General features: G+C 62.4%; 17 protein-coding genes. 9 read left to right on the top strand and 8 right to left on the bottom strand.

The annotated features are described in order from the left end of the window. Positions 1 to 271 precede the first annotated feature (271 nt). The 3 genes from D6Z43_RS01125 (at position 272) to D6Z43_RS01135 (ending at position 3,619) form a co-directional block, all read left to right on the top strand. Positions 272 to 1,513: a glutamine synthetase family protein gene (locus D6Z43_RS01125; RefSeq protein WP_162945883.1), complete on the top strand. Its 1,242-nt coding sequence runs from the start codon at positions 272 to 274 to the stop codon at positions 1,511 to 1,513. A gap of 60 nt (positions 1,514 to 1,573) precedes the next feature. Next, positions 1,574 to 2,899 carry an MFS transporter gene (locus D6Z43_RS01130; RefSeq protein ID WP_120649886.1) on the top strand — a complete coding sequence of 442 codons (1,326 nt, stop codon included), beginning with the start codon at positions 1,574 to 1,576 and terminating at the stop codon, positions 2,897 to 2,899. A 99-nt stretch (positions 2,900 to 2,998) separates the two neighbouring features. Then, the gene (locus D6Z43_RS01135; protein ID WP_120649887.1) at positions 2,999 to 3,619 is read left to right on the top strand and encodes a TIGR04282 family arsenosugar biosynthesis glycosyltransferase; all 621 of its coding nucleotides are present in this window, start codon (positions 2,999 to 3,001) and stop codon (positions 3,617 to 3,619) included. A gap of 39 nt (positions 3,620 to 3,658) precedes the next feature. On the opposite strand, the gene D6Z43_RS01140 is transcribed toward D6Z43_RS01135, so the two are convergent. The 4 genes from D6Z43_RS01140 to flgA all read right to left on the bottom strand — a co-directional run bounded on the left by D6Z43_RS01140 (position 3,659) and on the right by flgA (position 6,213). Then, positions 3,659 to 4,408: a flagellar brake protein gene (locus D6Z43_RS01140; protein WP_120649888.1), complete on the bottom strand. Its 750-nt coding sequence runs from the start codon at positions 4,406 to 4,408 to the stop codon at positions 3,659 to 3,661. Between the two features lie 92 nt (positions 4,409 to 4,500). After that, positions 4,501 to 4,968: a flagella synthesis protein FlgN gene (locus D6Z43_RS01145; protein WP_120649889.1), complete on the bottom strand. Its 468-nt coding sequence runs from the start codon at positions 4,966 to 4,968 to the stop codon at positions 4,501 to 4,503. A 48-nt stretch (positions 4,969 to 5,016) separates the two neighbouring features. Continuing rightward, positions 5,017 to 5,355 (bottom strand): flagellar biosynthesis anti-sigma factor FlgM, encoded by a 339-nt coding sequence (gene flgM, locus D6Z43_RS01150; protein WP_120649890.1) that lies wholly within the window; start codon positions 5,353 to 5,355, stop codon positions 5,017 to 5,019. A 129-nt stretch (positions 5,356 to 5,484) separates the two neighbouring features. Then, positions 5,485 to 6,213: a flagellar basal body P-ring formation chaperone FlgA gene (gene flgA, locus D6Z43_RS01155; RefSeq protein WP_371924438.1), complete on the bottom strand. Its 729-nt coding sequence runs from the start codon at positions 6,211 to 6,213 to the stop codon at positions 5,485 to 5,487. A 109-nt stretch (positions 6,214 to 6,322) separates the two neighbouring features. Here flgA and D6Z43_RS01160 point away from each other — a divergent pair, with 109 nt between their 5' ends. Next, complete coding sequence (locus tag D6Z43_RS01160; RefSeq protein WP_120649892.1) at positions 6,323 to 7,255, top strand: chemotaxis protein CheV; 933 nt, start codon at positions 6,323 to 6,325, stop codon at positions 7,253 to 7,255. Between the two features lie 42 nt (positions 7,256 to 7,297). Then, complete coding sequence (gene cheR / locus D6Z43_RS01165) at positions 7,298 to 8,125, top strand: protein-glutamate O-methyltransferase CheR (RefSeq protein WP_120649893.1); 828 nt, start codon at positions 7,298 to 7,300, stop codon at positions 8,123 to 8,125. Positions 8,126 to 8,169: 44 nt separating this feature from the next. Here the strand turns inward: cheR and D6Z43_RS01170 are convergent, their stop codons facing one another. The 4 genes from D6Z43_RS01170 to D6Z43_RS01185 all read right to left on the bottom strand — a co-directional run bounded on the left by D6Z43_RS01170 (position 8,170) and on the right by D6Z43_RS01185 (position 12,128). Continuing rightward, a complete protein-coding gene (locus tag D6Z43_RS01170) occupies positions 8,170 to 8,595 on the bottom strand; it encodes an organic hydroperoxide resistance protein (RefSeq protein WP_120649894.1) in 426 nt (141 codons plus the stop codon). Positions 8,596 to 8,683: 88 nt separating this feature from the next. Further along, entirely contained in the window at positions 8,684 to 9,532 is an 849-nt protein-coding gene (locus tag D6Z43_RS01175) for a LuxR C-terminal-related transcriptional regulator (protein ID WP_120649895.1), read from the bottom strand. Between the two features lie 43 nt (positions 9,533 to 9,575). Further along, positions 9,576 to 10,994: an aminotransferase gene (locus D6Z43_RS01180; protein WP_120649896.1), complete on the bottom strand. Its 1,419-nt coding sequence runs from the start codon at positions 10,992 to 10,994 to the stop codon at positions 9,576 to 9,578. Positions 10,995 to 11,033: 39 nt separating this feature from the next. Then, a complete protein-coding gene (locus D6Z43_RS01185) occupies positions 11,034 to 12,128 on the bottom strand; it encodes a polyamine ABC transporter substrate-binding protein (protein WP_120649897.1) in 1,095 nt (364 codons plus the stop codon). Between the two features lie 201 nt (positions 12,129 to 12,329). Here D6Z43_RS01185 and D6Z43_RS01190 point away from each other — a divergent pair, with 201 nt between their 5' ends. The 4 genes from D6Z43_RS01190 to D6Z43_RS01205 all read left to right on the top strand — a co-directional run bounded on the left by D6Z43_RS01190 (position 12,330) and on the right by D6Z43_RS01205 (position 16,795). After that, positions 12,330 to 12,980 carry a TetR family transcriptional regulator C-terminal domain-containing protein gene (locus tag D6Z43_RS01190; RefSeq protein WP_120649898.1) on the top strand — a complete coding sequence of 217 codons (651 nt, stop codon included), beginning with the start codon at positions 12,330 to 12,332 and terminating at the stop codon, positions 12,978 to 12,980. Positions 12,981 to 13,063: 83 nt separating this feature from the next. Further along, positions 13,064 to 13,777, top strand: coding sequence for a response regulator (locus D6Z43_RS01195; protein ID WP_120649899.1), 714 nt, complete (start codon positions 13,064 to 13,066; stop codon positions 13,775 to 13,777). A 4-nt stretch (positions 13,778 to 13,781) separates the two neighbouring features. Next, the gene (locus tag D6Z43_RS01200) at positions 13,782 to 14,555 is read left to right on the top strand and encodes an ABC transporter substrate-binding protein (RefSeq protein WP_120649900.1); all 774 of its coding nucleotides are present in this window, start codon (positions 13,782 to 13,784) and stop codon (positions 14,553 to 14,555) included. Then, the gene (locus D6Z43_RS01205; protein WP_120649901.1) at positions 14,552 to 16,795 is read left to right on the top strand and encodes an ATP-binding protein; all 2,244 of its coding nucleotides are present in this window, start codon (positions 14,552 to 14,554) and stop codon (positions 16,793 to 16,795) included. The genes D6Z43_RS01200 and D6Z43_RS01205 overlap by 4 nt, the downstream gene beginning before the upstream one ends. Positions 16,796 to 16,886: the final 91 nt, after the last annotated feature.

Below are 16,886 nucleotides of genomic sequence, written 5' to 3' on the forward strand. Positions count from 1 at the left end.
AGCCAACGCGCACGATGCAGTAACGGAAAAGGGGTGAAGCCCTCGCGGCTTCACCCCTTTTTCATGGCATGAAGAATCGCCGTTTCACCTGCTTGATATTTCGAACGGCCGGTGCGTATTTTGTACAAGCCGCCATCCAGAGCGGCTGTAGTGCACAAGGACAATAACCATGACTACCAAAGTCCGCAGCCCGCTCGCCGAGCGACTGGCCGGTGTAGAAGAGATCGAGTGCGTCACCCCCGACCTGAACGGGGTGATGCGGGGCAAGGTGATGACGGGGGAGGGCTTCCTCTCCGGCCGCCGTTTGCAGCTGGCGCGGGGTGTGCTTCTTCAATGCATCATGGGCGGTTACCCGCCGGCCCGTTTCTATGGCTGCGACGACGGCGACCTGGCCCTGGTCGCCGAGCCGAGCCAGATCCATTGCCTGCCTTGGGCCGATCGGCCACGCGCCTTGGCGATCTGCGATGCCCAGGAGCTGGACGGTCGGCCTTCGGGGTTGTCCACGCGGGGGCTGCTGCGCAAGGTGGTGGAGCGCTATGCCGAACACGGCTGGAAGCCCGTGGTCGCCACAGAGCTGGAGTTCTTTGTCTTCGCGACCAACCCGAATCCGACGGAGGCTTTCCAGCCGCCACTCGGGCTGGACGGACGTCGTGAGATCGGTTGTTCGGCCTTCAGCGTGTCCTCCAACAATGGCCTGAGGCCGTTCTTCGAGGAGGTCTATCGCGGCATGGCGGCTTTCGGCATGTCCCGCGATACCTTCATGCACGAGATGGGCGTCAGCCAGTTTGAGATCAACTTCCTCCATGGCGACCCGCTGCTGCTCGCGGACCAGACCTTCCTGTTCAAGCATCTGCTCAAGGAGGTCGCGCTCAAGCACGGCATCCAGGTGGTCTGCATGGCCAAGCCATTGGCGCACACGCCGGGCAGTTCGATGCATATCCATCAGAGTGTGGTGACGCTCGACGATGAGGCGAACATCTTCAGCGATACCCTGGGCGAGCCCACCGCGGCCTTTGCCCACTTCATCGGTGGCCAGCAGGCGGCCATGGCGGATTTCACCGCGCTCTTCGCGCCAAACGTGAACTCCTACCAGCGGCTTTGCCACCCTTATGCGTCGCCCAACAATGCCTGCTGGTCCCACGACAACCGGGCGGCGGGCCTGCGTATTCCAGCCAGTGCGCCGGAGGCCAGAAGGGTGGAGAACCGCTTGCCCGGCGCAGACGCCAATCCCTATCTCGCCATCGCCGCCAGTCTGGCAGCCGGGCTCTACGGGATGGAACAGCAGCTGCAGCCGAGCGCGCCTATCCAGGGCGAATTCGAGGCGCCGGACGAATTGTTGCTTCCCTGTACCCTGCATGCTGCGATCGAGCGTCTGAAACGCAGCGATCTGGCGCGTGAACTGTTCGGCAAGGAGTTCATCGAAGGCTACATTGCTACAAAGACGATGGAGCTCAGCAGCTTCTTCGATGAGATCACGCCCTGGGAACGGCGCATCCTCGCCTCTCAGGTCTGATCGCCCAAGGGCCGTCCGATCGGTCGGCCCTTCCTGTACATGGAGCCGCCTGGAGCGCCGATGCATCGGATCTGGAAGTCGTTTCGCGCACTGTATTTCGCCACCTTGCTCATGCTGATCGGCTCCGGCCTGCTCAGTACCTACCTCGGCCTGCGCCTCGCGGCGGACAAGGTGGATGGGCTCTGGGTCGGCGCCCTGATGGCGGCCAACTATTTCGGCCTGATCCTTGGCGGCAAGCTGGGACACCGGCTGATCGCGCGGGTCGGGCATATCCGTGCCTACGTGGCCTGCGCCGGGGTGGTGACGGCGGCCGTGCTTGGGCACGGTCTGATCGACTTCCTGCCAGCCTGGTTGTTCATGCGGATGCTTGTTGGCCTGGGGATGATGTGCCAGTACATGGTGATCGAGAGTTGGCTCACCGAGCAGGCCGAGGCGAGCCAGCGTGGACAGGTTTTCGCGGGCTACATGGTTGCCTCCTACCTGGGGCTGGTCCTCGGGCAGCTGGTGCTGGTCCTGCATCCCGGCCTCGGGCCGGAGTTGTTGATGCTGGTGGCCATGTGCTTCGCACTGTGCTTGGTACCGGTGGCGCTGACCCGCAAGCTGCACCCGGCGCCGCTGCATCCGGCACCGCTGGAGCCGCGCTTCTTCATCAAGCGGGTGCCGCAGTCCATGACCACTGTGCTGGTTTCCGGTCTGGTGATCGGTTCCTTCTACGGCCTGGCGCCGCTCTATGCCACGGCCCAGGGCCTGCCTATCGATCAGGTGGGCTTGTTCATGGGGAGCTGCATCCTGGCCGGACTCCTCGTGCAGTGGCCGTTGGGCTGGCTGTCGGACCGTCATGATCGCGCGGTGCTGATTCGCAGCACAGCGGCCTTGCTCGCAGTGTCCGCTTTGCCCCTGGCGATCATGCCGACGGCGCCCCTCGAGGTGCTGTTCCCGGTAGGCTTCCTGGTCTGCCTGCTGCAGTTCAGCCTTTACCCGCTCGCGGTGGCTTTCTCCAATGACCATATAGAAGCCGAAAGGAGGGTGTCGCTGACCGCCATGTTACTGATCACCTTCGGTGTGGGGGCGAGTATCGGTCCGCTGTTGACCGGCGCACTGATGAAACAGCTGGGACCGAACATGCTCTATGCATTCGTCTGCTTCTGCGCCACGGTTCTGGTGTTGCGGGTTCGACCTGATGCCGTTACCGGGCTACACCGGGTCGACGAGGCGCCGCTGCACCATGTGCCGACCCCGGACAACATGACCAGTTCACCCCTGGTGGCAGCCCTGGACCCGCGCGTCGATGAAAAGGCGGTGCACGACCAGATGCAGAACGGCGACGTTCCGCCGCCAGAGCCGTCGACCGAGGGAATGCCGGAGCAGCCACAGCCCGACAAATAGTGGCCCAACGCCACATCGTTTTTGCCCAATTATCGACCAGTGCGGCTACCCGAGCTTCAAGCCCAAGGCCTGCCTTGGGACTTCAAGGAGGAACTGGTCATGTCGTTGAGCATTTCCCTGCATCTGCTGGCCAGCGCCCCTCAGGCTGGCAAGCACCACCCCCGCCTGGTTCCGGAGTTGGGCGAGGAGGGGGTGAGCCAGTTGCATCGGCAATTGGTGGCGCGCGTACTCAACCTACCGCCGCTTGGCTTCTGTGAGCGGATCTTCTGGATCGAGGATGGGCCGGACGAGGCCCTTGAAGCCCTGGCCGAGGACAACGACTGGATGGTCGTGGGGCAGCCGGTGGGTGACCTGGGGGAGCGCATGCGACGTATCGCTGCCTTGGGGTTGTCAGAAAACGATGCCGTGGTGCTTATCGGCCAGCATTGCCCGATGCTGGATGCCGATTACCTGTCGGCCGCTTGCGAGGCGCTGCATCAGCACCAGGCGGTTCTGGGGCCGACGGAGGATGGCCGCTACGTGCTCCTCGGCTTGCGACGTGTCGATCCGCGCCTGTTTGAAGCCATGCCCTGGGGCAGTGACCAGGTGCTGGCCCTGACGTGTGAACGCCTGCAGGAGCTGGATTGGCAGCATGGGCTGCTGCCATCGCTATGGGTGATGGACAGTCCCGAGCATCTGCCGCGCCTGGGGCGTCTGGGTTTCAAGCTCGGAACTGTCTGAGGGAAGGTCGACACAGCGGAAGCCATGCCGGGTTGAGCGCTAGAAGAGCTCGTCCTTTTCGAATCGACGCGCTTCACGTTGCAGCTGGTAGACGAAGCGCTCGACGTTGCGCTGTACCAGCCCACTCATGTTGTGGAAGCGGATGCCTACGAAGCTCATACCCAGCTTCTCGTCGAAATGCAGATGGCGTAGCTCAACCGGGGTGGTAACGGGGCCGATGGGCATCTTGGCGCTGAAACGCTCATAAATCTGCCCAGGTTGCAGGCGGCCGCTCAGGTCGCCTTCGAACCGCAGCTTACACCCGGTGGCCGAGATATCCAGCATCACACCCTTTATCGCGGACGACATCTTGTCGCCGTCCAGCTCGATGGGTACCAATTGGCTTTGCTTGAGGGGGGCACGAAAGGCGTTGCGGCGCTGGTGGTAGGTCACCTCGTCGGGCAGTGGGCACCAGTAGCAACGACCTCCCTCGAACTCCCCGAGTGTTGCCGGCTGCTGGGTATCCCAGGCGATACGCACGCCATCATGGAAGCCTTCTACACGGAAGGATTCGCCGCTCTTCAGGAAACGCTCGCCGTCGTTCGGGATCATCTCGTCCAGGGCGATAAGACCGCGATCGCGGTCCACTTCAATCAGGTAACTCTGGAAACGCTGGTTTCGGCCGTGGAAGGTGACGATCAACGGATCGTGATGCTGCTGAAGCAGACGAAGATTGGCCAGGATCTCTACCGGTGTCTTGAGCACCTTGGGGGGTTGAGGGCCGTTAACTTCGTGGAATGGATTGGACACGGTCCAGGTTTCTCCGAACGCAAACGCGGGTTACACAAAGAGCAGTGGCGTCATGCCTCCATGTGTCTTTGTGCCTTTCTTGTAATGTCTTGTCAGGCCTGGCTAAGCGGGCGCTGCTGGCCGATTCTAGCGGCCGCGCCGCGGCTGTCATAGAGGCTGGGCGTGTCACCGCCACGCAGGATGCCGAGCATGCTGCCGATCGTTGCCCGATTGGCGCGGATCAGTCGACCGTTTCGCTCGTTGGTCGTTCTGCATCGTTCGAGCAGCTCGCCCAGTTCGTCGCTGCGTTCGAGCAGTTCCTGGCCCACGGGGGAGCGCTCGGCGAGTTGCTGCAAACCGGCGCGATCGGTGCTCAATTGGAGGCTGGCCAGCAGTTGGCTGCGTTGGTGGCCATGCTGGTCGAGTTGGGCAAGCAGGGGTTGCTTGTCGGCCAGCAGTTTCTCGAGGCGGACGAGGTCGCGCTCGCCCAGAACCTGGAATTCTTCGTCCATTAGCTCAAGCAAACGCTTGGCATGGCCGATATCGTCGGTGAACAGCTGAAGCAGGTTGGTATCGTGCATACGCGCTCTGGGGCCTTAGCGTCCAAGTTCCCCAGCGCCGCCCGTGGACTAGCGCTGGGATTCGAAGTTCAGCAGCTTGCTGGCCACGCGCTTGCTGTCGACCTGGTAGGAGCCGTCGGCAATGGCCTGCTTGAGCTTTTCCACGCGTTCCTTGTCCACCACGGGCAGGTCGCGCAGTTTTTCGCCGGCTTTCTGCAGCACTTGAGCTTCGCTGCTCAGTTGCACGGATTCGCCGCTTTTGGCAGTCGGAGCCTGCTCGCCGGTGTTCTGGGTCGAAGCAGTCTGGCCGCTGGTGACGGTTTCGCTCTTGCCGGCCTGGGTGCTGCCGGTACGCCCGGAGTTGGCAGGCGTGGGGCCGTTATTAAGCCGGTTGAAGTCGATAACCATGATGCTGAACCTCGGACGCTAATTGGACGCTTACCGTTTTATCGGCCCTGTCCGGGATAACTTTAGAAAATTCTTTCGTACCGGCTGAGTTTAGGAAATCAGCCCGGTCCGGCGCCAGCGGAATCATGTCTACATATCTACCTGAACCTGGCCTGGCCCTTTCACTCGGGCCTTGATCACGCGGCCGGAGCTCAGGTTTCGGACCCGTATTTGCTCACCCGGCGCGCCCTTGCTCATGGCTTCGCCCGGCATGCGTACATTGATTGACGAGCCGACGGCGCTGATCACGACCTGGTCGCCCTTGCTCACTACTTCGGCCTGCTCCAGGTGCAATGGGGCCAATACCTGGTCGGAAACCAGGGAGCGCGTAGTTTTCTGTCCAATGATCTGCCCCGGATCGCTCAGAAAGCCCTGGCTCAGGGTGCCCACGTCACGCTCGGCCAGGGCCACGTCCTGATGGGTGATGGGCACGCCACGGCGCAATGCGCGCGTGACTACCACCACTTCGCGATAGAGCTTCACCTGGGCGGGGACGAACACTGTCCAGGGGGCGCTGCCCTCACAGCTGATTCGTACCGTGACACGCCCCAGCGGCTGGGCAGGGCTTTCCAGCTTGGCCGTCAAATCCCTGTCGCATTCTGCCAGCCGCAGGCGGGGATCGAGCCGGTTGACCTGGATTTCGCTGCGACCCTGGATATTGCCGCGCTGCAGATATTCTTCGACGGTGAACTCAAGAAAGCCTTCGGCGGTGCCGATAAGTACTTCAGGCGACGTCACACTCGCACTCGACGCAGGGCTGTAGCCGAGACAGCACAAAGCGGGTAAAACAGCCGCAAGCGTATTGCGGCGTTTTGCCATCAGGTGTCGGAAAAGCGTCATCATGGTGTTCATGCAAACTTAGAAGCAAGGCTCGTGCCGCCTGCTAGGCTGAAGCGGGCGCTCATCGACTTGTAATAGGAGTCTGGTCATGGCCGGTGTTTTGGATTCGGTTAACCAGCGTACTCAACTGGTCGGGCAGAACCGCCTGGAGCTGCTGCTGTTCCGTCTTGACGGGCCGCAGCTGTACGGGATCAACGTGTTCAAGGTGAAGGAGGTACTGCAGTGCCCCCGTCTCACTCTGATGCCCAAGTCCAGTCCGGTTGTACGCGGGGTCGCCAATATCCGTGGGGGTACCATTCCGATTCTCGACCTGTCCATGGCGACCGGGCGCAGAGGCCTCGATGACCTGAAGAACAGCTTCGTCATCATCACGGAATACAACACCAAGGTGCAGGGGTTCCTGGTGCGCTCGGTGGAGCGCATCGTCAACATGAACTGGGAGGAGATCCATCCGCCACCCAAGGGAACCGGTCGCGACCATTACCTGACGGCGGTCACCCGGGTCGACAAGCAGTTGGTGGAAATCATCGACGTCGAGAAGATCCTCGCCGAAGTGGCGCCCACCTCCGAAGTGGTGTCCGAAGGCGTTATCGATATCGACACCCAGAGCAAGGCCGTCAGCAAGCGCGTCCTGATCGTCGACGACTCTTCCGTCGCGCGCAAGCAGGTGATCCGTTGCCTGGAAACCGTCGGCGTCGAGGTCAAGGCCTTGAACGATGGGCGCCAAGCCTACAACTACCTGCGTGAATTGGTGGAAGAAGGCAAGGCGCCGGAACAGGAATTGCTGATGATCGTTTCCGACATCGAGATGCCGGAGATGGATGGCTATACCCTGACGGCGGAGATCCGCAACGATCCGCGCATGCAGAAGTTGCATATCCTCCTGCATACTTCGCTTTCGGGTGTGTTCAACCAGGCAATGGTGAAGAAGGTCGGGGCGGATGACTTCCTCGCCAAGTTCAAGCCGGATGACCTGGCCGCGCGAGTCGTGGAACGCATCAAGGTAACGGACGGGGGCTGATTCGGCCCCCTGACACGGAAACAGATCGGTGAGGCGCCCTTAGTGTCTTCAGGCAATGTGGAGTTCGAGCAGTTCCGGGTGTTCCTGGAAAAGACCTGCGGCATCCTGCTGGGCAGCAACAAGCAGTATCTGGTCTCCAGTCGGCTGAACAAGCTGATGGAGCAGAACGGCATCAAGACGCTGGGTGAACTCACTCAGCGCATCCAGGGATTTTCCCGTGGTGGCCTGCGCGAGCAGGTCATCGATGCCATGACCACCAACGAGACCTTGTGGTTTCGAGATACCTATCCCTTCGAAGTGCTGAAAAGCCGGGTGCTGCCCGAGCTGCTCAAGGCCAACCCGAATCAGCCGCTGCGCATCTGGTCGGCGGCCAGTTCGTCGGGGCAGGAACCGTTCTCCATTTCCATGACGATCGACGAGTACGAGAAGATCAACCTCGGCCAGCTCAAGGCCGGCGCGCGAATCGTCGCTACGGATCTGTCCAGCTCGATGCTGGCGGCCTGCCGCTCTGGCGAGTACGACAGCCTGGCCATGGGGCGGGGCCTCTCGCAGGAACGTCTGGTACGTTACTTCGACCCGAAAGGGCCGGGGCGTTGGGCAGTCAAGCCGGCCATTCGCAGCCGTGTGGAGTTTCGTCCGCTGAACCTGCTGGACAGCTATGCGGCGCTGGGCAAGTTCGACATCGTCTTTTGCCGCAATGTGCTGATCTACTTCTCCGCCGATGTGAAGAAGGACATCCTCACTCGCATCCACGCCACCCTTAAACCGGGCGGCTATCTGTTCCTCGGCGCGTCCGAGGCGCTGAACGGCCTGCCGGACCTCTACCAGATGGTCCAGTGCAGTCCGGGGATCATTTACAAGGTGAAGTAAAGAGGGAGGCCAGTGGCCTCCCTCTTTATTTGTCCGAGCGCACGTTACACCAAAGTCAGTGTCACGTTGATGTTGCCACGCGTAGCGTTGGAGTAAGGGCAGACGATGTGCGCCTTGTCCACCAGTTCCTTGGCGGCCTGCTTGTCCAACCCGGGCAGGGAAATCTTCAATTCGACTTCGATGCCGAAACCTGTCGGCAGGGTACCGATGCCCACGGCACCTTCTATATAGGTGTCTTCGCTGAGAGTGATTTTCTCCTTGCCGGCGACGAACTTGATCGCACCGAGGAAGCACGCTGAGTAACCCGCCGCGAAGAGCTGCTCGGGGTTGGTGCCGTCGCCACCAGGGCCGCCCAGCTCCTTGGGAGTGGTCAGCTTCACATCCAGCACGCCGTCCGAGGACACGGCGCGGCCTTCACGGCCGCCGTAGGCTTCGGCGTGGGCGGTGTACAGGGCTTTTTCAATGGGCATGGCGCGTCTCCAGTTGAGGGAAGAGACAAGCAAGCCTAGTCAATGGATGCGATCTGCCCACTGCCGTTTGACTGAAAAGGCCCCTGGGTCAGGCTGTCAGCCAATCGATGAACAGGGCGAACAACTCCGCCTGGGAGCTGATTTCCAGCTTGGTGTAGAGATTCTTGCGGTGCATGCGCACGGTTTCCGGGGAGATTTCCAGCACCTTGGCGCTGGATTTTGCCGAGTGCCCGCGAAGCAGCAGGTGGGCGATTTCCCGCTCGCGTTCGGTCAGCCGGTCGCTGCCGAAGTTCATGAAGGCCTCGCGTATCTGCTGGTTAAGCGCCGCGGCCGGCGCCGAATGCATGGGCGCAGGTCCATGGCCGTCCAGACAGCGCACCAGTCCGCCGCGCTCGTCGAACTGGCGAATCAGTTCCCGAACCAGCGGCTGTGCGGCCCGAAGAAGGTCCAGCTCGGCAGTGCTGAAGCGTGCGCCGCTGCGACCCTGGTAAACGCACAGCGAAACCTTGCGCTGGCCGCCCAGGTCGACGATGAAGTGGGCGTCTTCCACCGAGCCGCATTTCAGGTAGTAGGTGCGGTAGTACTCGCTATTGAAGAAGTCGTCCGGGGCGATTTCCGAGAGGTGGTAGAAGCCTTCCTCCAGGCCGTTCTCCAGTGCAAGGCAGAAGGGGTCGAGCATGTAACCACGGGCGTAGTAGCGCTCGGTGAGCGCCTCGCGGTACTCAGCCGGGATTCCACGCTGGTAGAGCGGGCGCGGCGGCAGGCCCTTGCACTCCAGGCCAAGCAGTACGGACTCGATAGGGACGAGGCTGGCCAGCGCCTCTGCCAGCCTCTCGCAAAAGCCGGCTTCGGCAACGCTGGCCATGGCCAGGGCCAGCCCCGCATGCCAGGCATGCAGGGTGGCTGGGGTGGTTCTGTCAGCAGTGGTTTCGGTCATGGCCGGCAGTCTACTGGTGCCGCCAGGTGGCGGCCAGACCCCCTCAACTCCCGGCATAGTCGCCACTTCGCGCAAGGTCGGCGGCGGTTTCGAGGATGGCCTCGCGCAGCGTGTCGACGATCTCGTCCACCTGGGCGTGGGTGATGGTCAGCGGCGGCGACATCACGTTCAGGTGCACGATAGGCCGTACCAGTAATCCGCGCTTCTGCGCCCTCAGGTGGATCTGCTCACCGATATTCAACTCATCGGGGAACAGGGTCTTGCTGGCCTTGTTGGCAACGAACTCGACGCAGGCCATCAACTTCTTGCAGCGCACGCTGCCCACCAGCGGCAGGTCGGCCAGGGTCCGCAGGCGCTCCTCCAGATAGGCACCCACTTCGTCCACATGGGTCAGCAGGTTTTCCCGCTGGATGATCTCGATGTTCTTCAGCGCGCTGACGCAGCTCACCGGGTGCCCGCTGTAGGTGAAGCCATGGCTGAAGCAGCGGCCCTTGCCCGGCTCGCCGATCACCTGCCAGATACGATCGGAGAAGATGCAGGCACCCAGCGGCAGGTAACCGGAAGTTAGGCCTTTGGCGGTAGTGATGATGTCCGGCACGACGCCGAACACATCTTCCGAGGCGAAGAAGGCGCCCAGACGGCCGAAGGAGGTCACCACCTCGTCGGAGATATAGAGCACGTCATGGCGCTGGCAGACCTCCCACATGCGCTTGTGGTAGCCGGCCGGCGGGATGATCACGCCGCCCGAGCCCATGATCGGCTCGGCGAAGAAGGCACCCACCCGGTCCGCACCCAGGGTGAGGATCTTGTCCTCGAACTCGTTGACCAGAAAGTCCAGGAACTGCGCTTCATCCATGCCCGCCGGTGCTCGGTAGGGGTTGGGGCAGGAGATGTGATGGATGCGGTCCTTGAGGAAGTCGAACTCGGCCGGACGGTCCGCTGCCTTGCCGCCCAGCGACATGGTCAGGAACGTGGAGCCGTGGTACGCGTTGATGCGGGTGATGACGTGTTTCTTTTCCGGCTTGCCGCGGCAGTTCTGGTAGTACTGCACCAGGCGGTAGGCGGTATCCACGGCGGTGGAACCGCCGGTGGTGAGGAACACGTGGTCGAGGTCGCCCGGAGCCAGTTCGGCAAGCTTCTCGCAGAGTTCGATGGCCTTGACGTTGGCCATATCGCAGAACGGGTTGGAGTAGGCGAGTTGGCGGACTTGTTCGGCGATGGCCTCGGCCATTTCCTCGCGGCCGAGGCCAATGTTGGTGCACCACATGCCGCCCACGGCGTCCAGGTAGCGATTGCCGGCGGTGTCGAAGATGTAGGCGCCGCTGCCGGCTGCGATGTTCAACGAGCCGTTTTCCCTGTGGTCGTCGAAGATGTGGTAACCGTGCATGTAATGCGCTTTGTCGGCGGCCACCAGGCGCTCATCGTCGAACTGGGCGAAGAAGTCGGTGTTTGGGGTGTTCATGGTCTTTACCTCGGGTCCATCTCTACTGGGCAGTTCAATTCACTTGCCGGTCTTGACCGCATTCCAGGTGCGGGTGATCAGGCGCATCGCTTTCTGCGGCTGGGTTTTCTGGGTGAAGAGCCGGGCGCGGGTCGCGTCGTCGGGATAGATCGCCGGGTCGTTCCTCACCTCGGCGGCTACCAGCGGAGTGGCGGCCTTGTTGCTGTTGGCATAACGGATGTAGTCGGTAACCTGTGCGATCACCTTGGGCTGCAGCATGTATTCGATGAACTTGTGAGCGTTCTCCACATGCGGCGCGTCCTTGGGGATGTAGAAGTCATCGAACCAGATCAGCGAGCCTTCCTTGGGTATGAAGTAGTCCAGCTTCACCTTGGCGCCAGCTTCGGTGGCGCGAGCCTGGGCCGTGGCGTAGTCGCCGGACCAGGTCATGGCGATGCACTGGTCGCCATTGGCAAGACCGTTGAGGTAGCTCATGGAGTCGAACTTGCGGATGTAGGGGCGCACCTTCATCAGCAGGTCCTGGGCGGCCTTTAGGTCTTCGGGCTCGGCGCTGTTCGGGTCGCGCCCTAGGTATGCCAGCGCCAGCGGCAGCACATCAGTGGGGGAGTCGATCAGGGTCACGCCACAATCTGCGAAACGCGACACTATCTCGGGGTCGAAGACCATCGCCAGGGAGCCGATAGGCGCGTCGGGCATGCGCGCCTTGATCATGTCGACGTTGTAGGTGATGCCATTGCTGCCCCAGGTGTAGGGCGCCGAGTAGGCTACGCCCGGATCGAAGTGTTCCAGGTTGGCCAGGACCTGTGGGTCGAGGTTGCTCCAACTGGGCAGGCGGCCCTTGTCCAGCGGCTGGAAGACCCCTGCCTTGAGCAGTGGCGGCACCAGGGCGGCGTTGAGCACCACCAGGTCGTAGCCGGAACGGCCTGGCAGCAACTTGCCCTGCACGGTCTCGTAGGAATCGAAGGTGTCGTAGATCACCTTGATCCCGGTGGCCTTCTCGAACTCGGCGAGGGTGTGTTCACCCATGTAGTCCGACCAGTTGTACAGGCGCAGGGTGTTGCCGTCGTCCGCCGGGCTCAGGGCCGGCAGAAGGATGAGCGTCGCGCCGAGTGCAGCGACCAGGGTCTTGCGCATGTCGGTTCACCTCTATTGTTGTTATCGAATCGCCTCGCTACCTACTTTGTGCCCCTTGGTCGACCTCGGCCATAACCCGAACGGGTAGGTGGGGTCGACTTCCTCCTGTACAGTCGTTCAGAACCTGTCCATGATCTGCCGCGCATCGCAAGAGCTTGAACAGGTTCTACGACTCGCCGGACCACCAAAGGAGCTTTCGGCATGACGACCCAGGATGTGCGCTACTCCCGCCTGGACCCCGAGTTGCGCAAGGCGCACTTGATCGAAGCGACCCTCATATGCCTGAAACGCCACGGTTTCCAAGGGGCCTCCATCCGCAAGATCTGCGCCGAGGCCGGTGTCTCGGTGGGGCTGATCAATCACCACTACGCGAGCAAGGACGAACTGGTCGCCGAGGCCTACCTGGCTGTCACGGGACGGGTGATGAAGCTCCTGCGCGATGCCATCGACGATGCTCCGCCCAGTCCACGGCCGCGACTATCGGCGTTCTTCCAGGCGTCCTTCAGCGCAGAGCTGTTGGACCCCCAACTGCTGGAGGCGTGGCTGGCCTTCTGGGGAGCCGTGAAGACTGCCCAGGCCATCAATCAGGCTCACGATCAGTCCTATGGCGAGTACCGGGCCATTCTTGCCAAGGTGCTCACTGAACTGGCACTTGAGGAGGGCTGGCAGGGTTTCGACGCCGAGCTCGCCGCCATCAGTCTCAGTGCATTGCTCGATGGGCTCTGGCTGGAGTCCGGGCTGAACCCGCACACCTTTACGCCGGCACAAGGCGCGCAGATCTGCGAAGCGTGGGTCGACGGTCTCCAGGCTGGCGGCATGCAGCGCTTCCTGCGTCCCGTCGGCGGCTGTTGATCGATCGTTCAGCGGGCGATAACCTCCAGCCACTCCAACAATAAGATCGCCCCGCCAAGCAGCGGCGGCAGAGGGCATTTGCAATGGCTCCCAGTGTGCTGATCGTCGACGACGATCCGCTGATCCGTGAACTGCTCCAGTCCTACCTCGCCCAGGAGGGCTACCAGGTGCGTTGCGCCAGCACTGCCGAACAGGCAGAAGCCTCGCTGGCGGAAAGCCCGGTAGACCTGGTGATGCTCGACATCCGCCTACCCGGCAAGGACGGCCTGACCCTGACCCGCGAACTGCGTGTGCGTTCCGAGGTCGGCATCATCCTCATCACTGGCCGCAACGATGAAGTCGATCGTATCGTCGGCCTTGAATGCGGCGCCGACGACTACGTGGTCAAACCCCTGAATCCCCGTGAATTGGTGTCCCGCGCCAAGAACCTGGTGCGTCGGGTACGTCATGCCCAGCAACCGGCTGCGGTTCCCGGCAGTCCGCTTCGGCGTTTCGCCGACTGGATGCTGGACAACGACCGCCGCCGCCTGATCGATCAGGACGGCAGCGAGACCCTGCTAACTCATGGCGAGTTCCAGTTGCTCAGCGTGTTCCTGCGCAATGCCGGGCACACCCTTAGCCGCGACCAATTGATGGACCAGATCCGCAACCGCGAATGGCTACCCAATGACCGCTCCATCGATGTGCTGGTCGGGCGGCTGCGCCGCAAGCTGCGCGACGATCCCGCTGAACCGCAGCTGATCATCACCATCCACGGCACGGGTTATTTGTTCACCGCCACGGCCAGCGCTGCCTGAATCCATGGCGCGTACCTGGCTGCTGGCGCTGTTCATGCTCTGCAATACCGTCCATGCCGCGCCTGCCGTGCGCTACTGCGACTATCCGGTCTATCCGCCGATTTCCTGGAGCGACGGCAAGCAGGTACGCGGCCTGGCGCCGAGAGTGGTCAAGGCAGTGTTTGCCAGACTCGGCCTGGACGTGGAAATGGTGGTGCTGGGTAACTGGAAGCGCTGCCTGATGGATGCCGCGCAGGGACGTGTGGATGTGGTGCTGGCGTACCGGACGCCCGAGCGTATGGCCGAGCTGGCCTTTGCCGAAACCGCCGTGCTGCGCGAGGAGGTGGCGGTGTTCTACAACCGGCAGCGCCCGCTTGAGGTGAACAAGCTGGAAGACCTCACGCGCTATCGCGGAGGCCTGCTGTTTGGTGAAAGCTACGGCGAAGCGTTCGACCAGGCTGTTGCCCGCGCTGGCAATATCGAATGGGTGTCCGACAGCCAGCAGAACTTCGGCAAGCTGATTCGTGGCCGGATCGACTTCATTCCCCATGAGCGGCGCACCGGGTTGCTCTATATCGAGCACCTGCCAGGCGGCAGCGATATCCGGGCCCTGCCGCTGACCCTGGCGGTGGATCACCTGCGTCTGGCGGTGTCACGACATTCCCCATTGGCGGTGCGCATGGGGGAAATCGACCGCGAGCTGCAGCACCTGGCCGATAGCGGTGAAATCGAGCGCTGGCTGGCGGAGAGCGAAGCCACCTACCGCGACATGATCGCCCAGCCGGAGTCGCGCCGATGACCGTGCCGAAACCCGCCAGCGGCCTGCTGCGACGGCTGCTGCTGTTCATCCTGTTGTTCAGCCTGTGCTTCACGCTGGTGGCCAGCGCAGTGCAACTGCACTTGGAATACCGCCGCGAGATGCGCGACATCGACGCGCGACTGGACCTGATCCGTGTCGGCTACTTGGCCAGCTTCGAGCGCAGCCTTTGGGATCTCAATCAGGAACAGCTCAAGATGCAGTTGCGCGGCCTGGCAGACTTTCCCGATATCGCCAGAGTTCGCCTGACGAGCGCTGATTTCGATTTGCAGGAAGGTGCCAGCGACCCCACCGGTCCGCTGCGACGCGAGCATTTTCCGCTTTCCTACCAGCCGCCCAGTGGCGAGCCACGCCAGTTGGGCGAACTGGAAGTCGCCATCGACCTCGGGGCTGTCTATCAGCGCCTTTATGCCACTGGCCTCACCAGCCTGCTGTGGATGGGAGTCTTCCTGTGTGGTCTCGCGATAACTCTGTCCTGGCTGTTCCATCGACTGGTCACCCGCCATCTGCAGGTCATGGCCGATTTCGCCCGGCGCATCGGCGCTGGTGACTGGCATGAGGCGTTGCACCTCGATCGCCGGGGTGGGCGCGGCGCCGATGAGATCGACACGGTCGCGCAGGCCCTCGACGACATGCGCCGCGCTTTTGTCGACGATATTCAGCGCCGCGAAGAGGATCGGGCCGCTTTGCAGGGCATGGTGGAACGGCGCACTGCCAGCCTGCAACGGGCCAAGGAAGATGCCGAGGCAGCCAACCTCGCCAAGTCGCGCTTCCTTGCCACCATGAGTCACGAAATCCGCACCCCCCTCAATGGCATCCTCGGCATGGCCGAGCTGCTGCGTGGCGCTACTCTGGACGAGCGCGACGGAAAGCGGCTGGACGCCCTGTACAAGGCGGCGGAAGGCTTGCTGGCAATTCTCAATGAGGTGCTCTATTTCGCCCGCCTGGAGGAAGGGGAGGGCAGGCCTGAGCGGGTCGACTTCTCCTTCCCGGAACTGCTCGACCAGGTGTTGACCCTGCTGGAGCCCAGGGCCGGTGCTAATGGCACCATCCTTCGTTCGCGCCTGGATCCGAGGGTCCAGGTGCGCTGCCACGGCGCTGAACAGTTCCTGCGCCAAGTGCTGAGCAATCTGTTGGCCAATGCGGTGAAGTTCACTACGGACGGGGAAATCCTGGTGGATGTGCGGCTGCTGGAGTCGAAGCCCGATGGGCAACGACTGCGCATCAGCATCACTGACGATGGCATTGGCATCGCGCCTGAGATGCAGGCGAAAATCTTCGAGCGCTTCACCCAGGCCAGCGAAGCTGTCGCCCAACGCTACGGAGGCACAGGCCTGGGGCTGGCCATCAGCAGGCGTCTGGTGGAGTTGATGGGGGGCAGTATCGGTGTCGAGAGCGTGGAAGGTGAGGGAAGCTGTTTCTGGTTCGAGCTGACATTGCCAGTCGCACGAAATCAGAACAGCATCCCGGCTATCACGGCACCGGGCCAGCCGCTGGATGTGCTTGTGGTCGAGGACGTCGCCCTCAACCGCGAAGTCGTGACCGGGCTACTGGAGCGTGATGGCCACAGCGTCACCTTGGCAGAGGACGCCGAGCCGGCCTTGCAGCTTTGCCGGCAGCGACGCTTCGACCTGATCCTGCTGGACCTTCACCTGCCGGGCATGGCCGGCACCGAGCTATGCCGGCTGATCCGTGGCGACTTCGAGGGTGCCAACCGGGGCACCCGCATCCTCGCCTTTACCGCCAGCCTGCAGCCGGCCCTGGTGCGCAGCTGCCTGGACGCCGGCATGGATGGTGCGCTGGCCAAGCCGTTGAAGCTCGACGACCTGCGCCGTGCCCTGACCAGGCCAGGAACGGTGGCCGTAGAGGTGGAGAGTGACGAGCTGCTGGACCAGCAATTGCTGGACACCCATCGCGGCCTTCTCGGAGAGCAGAAGGTCCAGGGGCTGTTGGTCCTGCTGCGACGCATGCTCGACGAACAGCGTACCGGCTTGCTGGATGCTCTGGAGGCACAGGATTGCGCCGAAGTCGGGCACCTCGCCCATCGCCTCGCCGGCAGCAGTGAGTCCCTCGGGCTACGTGCATTGGCGAGCTGCTTGCGAGAGCTGGAAGACCTGGCGCAGGCCGGCGATGCGCTCGCCCTGCCTGCGCTGACACCGCGCCTGGAAGAGCTGCTGGCGCGCTCTGTCCAGATGCTGGACGAGCAATTGCAGCGCGCCTAGTGAGCGTCGAACAAATTCCTTACGACTTTTTACAATTTCGATCCCCGCATTCAACGGCGTCTTACAAGTCCTTCCAATAATCGGTCCGAGC

This window comes from Pseudomonas sp. DY-1, from assembly GCF_003626975.1.
Classification (GTDB): domain Bacteria; phylum Pseudomonadota; class Gammaproteobacteria; order Pseudomonadales; family Pseudomonadaceae; genus Metapseudomonas.